This is a genomic window from Pirellulaceae bacterium (assembly GCA_029243025.1).
GTDB lineage: Bacteria > Planctomycetota > Planctomycetia > Pirellulales > Pirellulaceae.
This window is the reverse complement of record JAQWSU010000023.1, coordinates 57,213-63,779: the sequence shown is the minus strand read 5'-3', so window position 1 is coordinate 63,779 and position 6,567 is coordinate 57,213. Positions and strand designations below refer to the sequence as shown.

Annotated in this window: 4 protein-coding genes; 1 reads left to right on the top strand and 3 read right to left on the bottom strand. The window is 51.9% G+C overall.

All coding sequences use genetic code 11. The features are described 5' to 3' along the window. Nucleotides 1-229: 229 nt before the first annotated feature. The 3 genes from P8N76_11135 to P8N76_11125 all read right to left on the bottom strand — a co-directional run bounded on the left by P8N76_11135 (nucleotide 230) and on the right by P8N76_11125 (nucleotide 4,860). On the bottom strand, nucleotides 230-1,930 hold the full coding sequence (locus P8N76_11135; protein ID MDG2382216.1) for a glutamine--tRNA ligase/YqeY domain fusion protein: 1,701 nt from the start codon (nucleotides 1,928-1,930) through the stop codon (nucleotides 230-232). A gap of 99 nt (nucleotides 1,931-2,029) precedes the next feature. After that, nucleotides 2,030-3,607: a glutamate--tRNA ligase gene (gltX, locus tag P8N76_11130; protein ID MDG2382215.1), complete on the bottom strand. Its 1,578-nt coding sequence runs from the start codon at nucleotides 3,605-3,607 to the stop codon at nucleotides 2,030-2,032. Between the two features lie 140 nt (nucleotides 3,608-3,747). Continuing rightward, entirely contained in the window at nucleotides 3,748-4,860 is a 1,113-nt protein-coding gene (locus P8N76_11125) for a hypothetical protein (GenBank protein ID MDG2382214.1), read from the bottom strand. Between the two features lie 664 nt (nucleotides 4,861-5,524). On the opposite strand from P8N76_11125, the gene P8N76_11120 reads away from it, so the two are divergent. After that, a complete protein-coding gene (locus P8N76_11120) occupies nucleotides 5,525-6,130 on the top strand; it encodes a superoxide dismutase (GenBank protein ID MDG2382213.1) in 606 nt (201 codons plus the stop codon). Nucleotides 6,131-6,567 lie beyond the last annotated feature (437 nt).

Below are 6,567 nucleotides of genomic sequence, written 5' to 3'. Positions count from 1 at the left end.
AGGAGGTGCAGTGAGGAGGTGCAGTGAGGAGGTGCAGTGAGGAGGTGCAGTGAGGAGGTGCAGTGAGGAGGTGCAGTGAGGAGGTGCAGTGAGGAGGTGCAGTGAGGAGGTGCAGTGAGGAGGTGCGTTTGCTTGTCTGCGACGGTTTTGATCCCCCGGGGCTATCGATGATCCTTTGGGCAGCAGCGCTTTTGCTCGAAACGGATCGTGCCGCACGAGCGACCGTGGCTCATTTTGTCTTTTTCGCTATTTTTGCCCAAGTGTCGCGCAATTGAACCGTGCGGTTGAAAACGAGTGCATCCGATTTTGAATCGGGGTCGACACAAAAATAGCCGCGTCGCTCGAATTGGTAGCGGTCGCCCGATGAGGCTGCGGCTAAGGACGGTTCAACACGGCTTTCCGACAAGGTTTCTAATGAATTGGGATTGAGGTTTGTCAGGAAATTGTCGCCTTCATCGGGATTTGGTTGCGAGAAAAGATGATCGTAAAGTCGAATCTCAGCAGGCAGTGAATGTTCTGCGGAGACCCAATGAATGGTGCCCTTTACTTTGCGTTTTGCTTGAGCCATGCCACTCTTTGTTTCCGGGTCGTAGGTGCAGTGGATTTCCAGGATTTCATTTGTGTCGGGATCTTTGATGACTTCGGTGCACTTGATGATATAGGCGTAGCGTAGCCGAACCTCGCGATCAGGAGCGAGTCGGAAGAATTTTTTTGGTGGGTCTTCGCGGAAGTCATCTTGTTCGATGTACAGCGTACGAGAAAACGGTAATGCTCTCGAGCCCATCGTTTCATCTTCAGGGTTGTTAATCGCAGTCAGTTCTTCGGTTTGATTTTCCGGGTAGTTAGTGATCACGAGCTTGATTGGTTTCGTGACCGCCATGACGCGAGCCGCTGTCTTGTTGAGGTGTTCACGTACACTGTTTTCCAGCACATGAATGTCAATCGTACTGTTGAATTTTGCCACGCCGATTGTCTCGCAGAATTTGCGAATGGATTCCGGTGTGTAGCCGCGTCGTCGCAACCCGCTGATGGTTGGTATTCGCGGATCATCCCAGCCATCGACGTGACCGTCGGTTACCAGTTGCAATAGTTTCCGCTTGCTCATGACCGTGAAAGTCAGATTAAGCCTGGCAAACTCAATTTGTTGTGGATGAAAAATTTCCAATTGTTCCACATACCAATTGTAGAGCGGTCGATGGTCTTCGAATTCTAATGTGCAGATCGAGTGAGTGATTCCTTCGACTGAATCGGATTGTCCATGCGTGAAATCGTACATGGGGTAAATGCACCACTTGTCACCCGTGCGATGGTGAGGGGCATGCAAGATCCGATACATGACTGGGTCTCGCATGTTAAGGTTGGGCGAAGCCATGTCAATTTTTGCGCGAAGGGTGCGCGATCCGTCGGGGAATTCACCCGCCTTCATTTTGGCAAACAGATCGAGATTCTCTTCGGCCGATCGGTCTCGATGAGGACTTTCGCGGCCTGGTTCCGTCAAGCTGCCGCGATACTCACGGATCTCATCTCCGTTGAGATCACACACAAATGCTTTTCCATCTTGAATTAGTTGAACGGCCCAGTCGTGCAACTGGTCGAAATAAGAGGAGGCAAAGAACAAGCGGTCTTCCCAGTCGAATCCCAACCAGCGGACATCCGCTTGAATGGCTTCGACGTACTCGTCGCTTTCTTTGGTAGGATTAGTGTCGTCAAATCTTAGGTTGCATTGGCCACCGTACTTTTTGGCCAAACCGAAGTTTAGGCAGATGCTTTTTGCATGTCCGATGTGTAGATAGCCGTTAGGTTCAGGTGGGAACCGTGTGTGAACTCGCCCGTTGTGCTTACCTGATTCGTTGTCCGCGACGATTATTTGCTCGATGAAATTTAAATAGTTCGATGGTTCGGCCGATTCGGGCGAGTGATCGGAAGGCATGCTCCGAATTCCTTATAGCTGGATGGGCGGTGTCGGTTGGGAAGTCGTGGTAACGCGGCGGTTTATACCAAGTCTGCGCGAAATTGACGAGGTTGTATGTCAGTCGGTTTGTTCGTTCAGTTTCTGAAGCGTCCGGTCAATACGGAGGATCGAACTGTCCTTACCCAGGATTTCCAGGGTTTCGAACATGCCAAAGCCGACGGCCTTGCCCGTGACTGCCACTCGAAGCGCGTGGATAATCTGACCGATCTTAACGTTTCGATCCGCAACAAAGTCCTTGAGTAATTTTTCCAGGTCCGTAGCAGCGAAGCTGTTCGCGTTGCGCAGGATCTCTGTAAACTGTTGCAGCAATTCGACCGATTCTGGAGCTTTTGTCAGTCGCTTTGCGTAGGCTTTTTCGTCGTATTCAAAGCGATGGTCATCTGAAAAGAACTCGCTGAATTCAAGAATGTCACCGGCGATGGTGATTCGATCACCGGCAGCGGTCACGATCTTTTGCAGTTTTTCGCTGATGCCACAGGGGGGCGGTGTTGAGACCCAATTTGCCTTTTGTAAGAATGGCAAAACGAGCGTGACTTTCTGCTTGATGGGTAGTTCCTGGAGATAATGTTTTTCAAACGCCATGAGCTTTTGGCAATCGAAACTGGCCGGTGATTTGTTGACGCGTTCGAGAGAGAACTGTTCGATCATCTCAGCACGCGAAAAGAATTCCGTTCGATCATCGAGTGACCATCCAAGCAACAGTAGATAATTGACGACGGCATCGGCCAAGAATCCAACTTGTTCGTAGAAATCAACGATCACCGGATTGAAGGTATCTGCTTCCGGTGTGAAGCCGGTTTTCTGAGCGATGTTCAAACCTAAGTTGTTCAGGGTGGCGAAGTCCCGATTCTTGAGATATTTGCTCAGCTTGCGTTTACTCAGTTTCGTGCGGCTACCAGGTTCTGCGACGTAGGGCACGTGAGCGAAGGTTGGCAATGACAGGCCAAGTGATTGGGCGATGAAAATTTGCCGCGGTGTATTCGAAAGGTGTTCCTCCGCACGAATCACATGAGTGATTTCAAAATCGGCATCATCGACGACAGTGGCCAGGTGGTACAAGCATGTGCCGTCCTTGCGCTGGATAACGTGATCTTGTTCACGAGACCACTCGAACGTGACGTCGCCTCGTATGATGTCGGGGATTGTTAACTCACCCGCTCGAGGCATTTTAAGTCGTACAACGGGTTGGCGACCTTCGCTCTCGAATTGCGATCGTTGGGCATCCGTTTCAGCCATCCAGGTACGACTGTATGAAAAAGGACGTTTCTCCTTCTCGGCAGCCTCGCGTTCCGCCTGGATCTCCTCTGGGTTGGCGTAATCGTGGTAGGCTGCACCGCTGGCGATCAATTGTGTGACAGCTTCGCGATAACGGTCAGATCGTTTTGATTGGAAATAAGGCGCAAACGGTCCCTCGATACCCGGCCCCTCATCCCAGTCGAGCCCGAGCCAGCGAAAACCATCTAAAATGGGTTGCAATGCGGCTTCCACATTACGCTGTTGATCCGTGTCATCGATGCGGAGGATAAACTGTCCGCCATGATGTCTCGCAAACAGCCAGTTGAAAAGGGCCGTGCGGACGCCGCCAATGTGCAAATAGCCGGTTGGGCTGGGGGCAAAACGGGTTCGAACCTTCATCAGGATGCTCGCGGCGTTGGGTCAGCGAAGGGGAATGTTCGAATGCGAGATCGGTGACGCAATCGAAACAACGAAGAGCAGATTCTACGAAGAAAACTCGAACTCAAGAAGTGCCGGTGTGCGAGTTGATGTCCGTTCGCTTAAGCGGCGCGTCGATCACGGCGCTTTTGTTTCCGCATTCGCCGACGTTCTGCCTTATTTAACTTCAGTGTGGAAGCCGATTCCTCGTCACTCAGCTCCAATTCCTCGTCGAATTGTTCAGATGACGCCGGGGTGAGATCGGCCGTTTGGACCGCGGGGACTTCCGCTTTCTTTGCACTTCGAGTTTTTGTCGAGGAGGCCTTTTTGGCTTTTGCACTCGCGGTCTTGTTCTTCGGAGATGCCGTTCGTTTCTGGGGAGATTTCTTCACTGCCCTGTGATTGATTTTGCCCTGTGCGTCCAGGAAGACGTATCTCGCGTAGACAACCAGGGTCATCATTAGCAGGAAATGAGACATGAGTCTCGCCATTCCAGCAGTCAGGACGGTAAGCTCAGCGGTCGCCAGGGGAATGACATCCAAAGCAATTAACCAACTCACGCCGTAAATCGATGCCGTAGCCAGGCCTGTAATCACCGTACCACGAGAGTCTCGAATTTCTAGCAGCAACCGAATTCCCACGCAGGAGAGGAAGACCGAAATTAAGCCGTTTATCCAAATCTCGGCATGGCTGATATCGAGCGATTGGGTCGCCTGATGGGTCGCATGCCAGGCAATTTGGTGGCCACCGATCGAAGCGTTGATGCTTGCGACCACGAGTGCGAGCACGAAGTAATACCAAATGCGGTATTCTCCGCGATAGTCATTGATGCGATGTCGACGGAATTGGACAATGATCGCTCCGATCACGGCCGACACCATCAATAAAAACGAGGAAGACCAACTGGATAATGTTTGTGGCCCGGTCAGACGCATCGGGGTCAAATCGATTCCCGCATGCAGGCCGTAGATTTTTTCGGCGGCGAACAGCGTTGCATGTCCCACAACGAAAGTTGTGCCCATCAGAAACCAGAGAAACAATGTCCATAGACGGATCGGTAGAAAGTCGCAGACTCGCGGTTGTTGATCCACGCGGGCCGCGTCGGAGTACCGGGGTGCAGGGCCCCCTTTGGGCGCAGCCTCCTCTTGATGGAGGTGCTCCCGATCTGACGACATCATTCGCTCGTCCGAGAGAACTCGCCGCCGTCGATCATCTCGATTGTTACTTCGTCGCATGAGTATTTGCCGGATGTGGGATGTGCCGGGTGAATCCGCGCACTTCCTAAAATCGGACGTCATCGTCAAGAACTTCAATTTGATCGAGAGTAGAGAAGTTGCTGGCACAGCTAGTGTGGGTCGAGTGATTGCATCGATTTACGACACTTCGCGGAGAAAATCTACCGGGAGTTGATCGTGGCCGTTGCTGACCGTTCGCTGCAGAAGGTTTTGCTGGGTCGTGTTCTGCTGCAGGCGGAGATGGTGGCAGGCGAATTGGCTGGGATCTGAAAGTTTTTCTGACTTTCTGATTTGCCCCGTTCTGATCCCTATTTTCCGGATCGCCGACCAAAATCAGCAGAGAAGAGCGATTCATGGTCGTCCATGTGGATTCTTGGCCACGGTTCAATCTGGGAGAAAGCCAGGGAAAAGGTTGGCTAACAGAGTACGCATGGGGGAGCTTTGGCAGGCCGGCAAAGAGTTCGCTCTCTGCCCTCATTGTCAGGTTAGGGCGGATGCGGTATCCTCGCCGATTCGGACATGCGTTACTCTACTTGCCAAAATGAATAACGCTCTGGCGTCCTCGAAATACTACATGGTGCGATGCGTTGCCGACGGCCCGACGTCAGGGTTTGTTGTTCGCAATCCATTCTTGACGGTTTGAATTGACAGACAGGAAAAGACAATGGCCTATTCATTGCCTGAATTGCCCTACGGGTACGATGCACTCGAGCCCCACATCGATGCTCGAACGATGGAGATCCACCATTCGAAACATCACCAAGCTTATATCAACAAAGTCAACGACGCGATCGCTGGTACAGATCTCGAAAGCAAATCGATTGAAGATTTGATTTCCGGACTCAGTTCAGTTCCAGAGAACATCCGCAACGTCGTCCGCAACAACGGTGGCGGCCATGCGAATCACTCGTTGTTTTGGACCATTTTATCCGCCAGCGGGGGGGGGACGCCGTCTGGTGACTTGGCTGCCGCGATCGAAGCTGATTTGGGCGGATTTGAAAGGTTTAAAGAAGCCTTCTCCGGTGCCGCGGCGACGCGATTTGGCAGCGGCTGGTCTTGGCTCAGCATTGACGGTGGAAAGTTGTTGGTTGAGAGCACCCCGAATCAAGACAGTCCTTTGATGGATGGTCGTGTTCCCTTGTTAGGGTTGGACGTTTGGGAACACGCCTACTACTTGAAGTATCAAAATCGACGGCCCGATTATGTGGCCGCCTTCTTCAACGTGATCAATTGGGATGAGGTTGCCAAGCGGTTCGCAGCTGCAAAATGAGTGCTGCCGCGTTGCGGCAATTGATTTAACAACGGGAGCCTTTGCCAATGGGGAAAGGTTCCTTTTTTTTTTGCTATCAATGCTGGTTTTATCTTAGCCAGCAAGCATTAGCCGTTGGCGAAGGGGGATGGTGTGATGCTGTTTGGGGCTGCATTTTGATTCGAATAGCGGCGTGCTGCCAGCCATTCGTGCTGCCTATGAAAGCACGTGCCCAAACTTTTCGGTTCTTCGCTTGACCAGAATTCCGTCGCCGCGTATCATCCCGCCGCGCTCGACGCCAGAAATGGTCATGCGAGTCAGCAAAAGTTTGAGGATTAGCTAGTGAATTTGGCGTTCCGTGTCCGAATAGCTTCAAAACGGCTCATCGACTTTTCACTTTCGTTAATTACCTTCAACGAGCCACGTCGCTTGCCATTTCGTCAAGCAGTTCGTTGAAT